The organism is Mycobacterium asiaticum (assembly GCF_001668675.1).
In the GTDB taxonomy this organism is placed as follows: Bacteria; Actinomycetota; Actinomycetes; order Mycobacteriales; family Mycobacteriaceae; genus Mycobacterium; species Mycobacterium asiaticum_D.
On the sequence record NZ_LZKQ01000194.1, the window covers coordinates 1 to 2455 of the forward strand.

General features: G+C 68.6%; 1 protein-coding gene and 1 pseudogene. One reads left to right on the plus strand and one right to left on the minus strand.

Annotated elements, in window-relative coordinates; translation table 11 throughout:
* Positions 1-111: 111 nt before the first annotated feature.
* Positions 112-618 (minus strand): nuclear transport factor 2 family protein, encoded by a 507-nt coding sequence (locus tag A9X01_RS16610; protein WP_036351615.1) that lies wholly within the window; start codon positions 616-618, stop codon positions 112-114.
* Positions 619-816: 198 nt separating this feature from the next.
* Here A9X01_RS16610 and A9X01_RS16615 point away from each other — a divergent pair.
* Positions 817-2403, plus strand: a pseudogene (locus A9X01_RS16615) (Hsp70 family protein); the annotation flags it as partial.
* Between the last annotated feature and the right edge of the window lie 52 nt (positions 2404-2455).

Sequence of the window (2455 nt, forward strand, 5' to 3'; positions counted from 1 at the left end):
CCGGGGCCGCCCCCCCGCGGGGGGGACGCCTACCCCCACCACCCCCGGCCCCCCCGCCCCCCCCCCCAAACCCCCCCCCCCCCCGGGGGGGGGGGGGGGTTGCGCGTCTGCTCAGCCCTGGAAATCCGCCCGTGCGCGGCCGGGTTTGACGTGGAACTTCAGGTCCGCCACCGACATTGTCGCCTCGTAGGTGCGGTCGTAGCCGGTCGCGCTGATCCGCCAGCCGTCCGGGGTGCGCCGGTACTGGTCGCGGTAGAACGCCGCCCCGATCAGCATGAAGTCGAACTCGGCCACGATCACCCGGTCCTGCAGATACCAGATCCCCGAAGCGGTGTCGCCGGTGACGGTGATCTCGGGGTGCGTCACCCGGTGCTCGGTGACCACACCGGGTCCCATCGCCGAACTCAGGTACTCGACAAGGTCCTTACGGTTGTCGAAATGCAGCTCTTTGCCCAGCGACGAGCCGTAGGCGCCGACGATGTCCTCGGTCATCGTCTCGGCGAACTCGTCCCAGTGCTTGGTGTCCATGGCCCGCAGGTAGCGGTACTTGACCTGTTTGATCGCTTCGACGTCGGCTACGGGAAACTCGGGAAGGGTCACCCGCTCATTGCAGCACACCGCCTTTGCCGTCGGCTCGCAGGGCTGGCCGGCGGCGCGCTGGGAGCCGCTCTGTCAATAGCGCCGGTCATACCTTTTTGGTGACGACACGGCATCGACCGGATACCAATAAGGTTGGGGCCGAAGCACATCCGGGGTGTCGCTGGCTATGGTTAACGCGCTGGCTACCGACCCGCTATCGACGAAAGTATCTGCTCTATGTACGACCCGCTGGGGTTGTCGATCGGGACCATGAACTTGGTTGCGGCGGCTAACGGGAACTCTCCGGTTATCCGTCGCGCCGTGCTCACCCTGTATCCGCACTGCGCCCCGAAACTTGGTGCGTTCGGCGAGTTTTCAGTGCTCGCCGAACCAGGCACGCTGATGAGTGGCTTCGTGGAACGGATCGGCGATTCCGTCGCGCTGGTCTCGCCGGACGGATCCGCGCATGATCCCGACCTGCTGACGGTCGAGGCGCTGGACGCGATGGTCGTCGCGGCGGGGGCGGACGCGAGTGCCGCCGAGATCGCGATTGCCGTTCCCGCGCACTGGAAGCCGAGCACGGTACAGGCGTTGCGCAATGCGTTGCGGACGCACGTCGGTTTCGTGCGCAGCGGCATGGCCCCCCGGCTGGTGCCCGACGCCATCGCTGCCCTGACGGCGGTCAACGCCGAAGCCGAGCTTCCCGCCGAGGGTGTGGTGGGCCTGCTCGACTTCGGTGCCTCCGGAACGTGCGTGACCCTGCTGGAGCGCAAGAGCGACTTCGAACCAATCGGCGCCACAATGCGTTACGAGGATTTCTCCGGCAACCAGATCGACCAGGCGCTGCTGCTGCACGCCATCGACGTCCTAGGCCACAAGGACATCGACCAGACGAGCACCGCCATGCTTTCGCAGCTCGGTGCCCTGCGCGAGCAGTGCCGGGAAGCCAAGGAGCGGTTGTCCACCGACGCCGTCACCGAGTTGGTTGCCGAACTGTCCGGGCGCAGCATCGGCATCGAGTTGAGCCGGGAGAAGTTCGAAGATCTGATCTCCGACCGGCTGACCGGTTTCATCTACGCCTTCGACGACATGCTGGCGCGCAACAGCTCCAGCTTCGCCGATCTGGCCGCGGTGGTGACGGTCGGCGGCGGTGCCACTATTCCGCTCGTCAGTCAACGTCTTTCGTTCCACACCCGGGTGCCGGTCCTGACCGCGTCGGAACCGGTCGCCGCGGCCGCGCGCGGCGCCCTGTTGCTGGCCAAGCGCGGGGGACTGCTCGACCTGCGGACCCGGGTATCCATCGGAGCGATGGCGGCGGCGGCTTCGTCCGCCACCGGCGCCTCCGCCGGCACCAGCCTGCTCGACCTGCCGCCCGGCGACCTGCTGGTGATCGATCAGGACGCGTTGACCGAGCGCGAGCTGGCCTGGTCGCAGACCGAGTTCCCGGAGGTGATGACCCGCTTCGACGGCGACTCGTACAACGAGGACGGCCCGTGCTTCTCGATGCGGCTGAACATCATCGACCCGCCCAAAGAGCCGCCCTGGCGCCGCATTCGGTTGTCGCAGGTGCTGATCGGGCTGTGCGCCGCGGTGGCCCTTACGGCGATCGGCGGGGTGGCGATCTCGCTCACGGCCGTCGAGCAGCGGCACGTCCCGCATCAGCCCGCGATCGTGCCCAGCGTCGCGCCCCAGCCCAGCGCAAAGCTGCCCAGCCTGCTGCCGACCAGTCCGCCGGCGCTCCCCCCGTTGCCGCCGCCCAGCGAGGTGCCACCGCCCAGTGCAGCGGTGCCCACCACCGAGCCGCCGCCAGGGCCACCGCCACCAGGACCGTTGCCGCCGCCACCAGCCTGAGGCGCGGGCCCACCGCCGTGGCCAC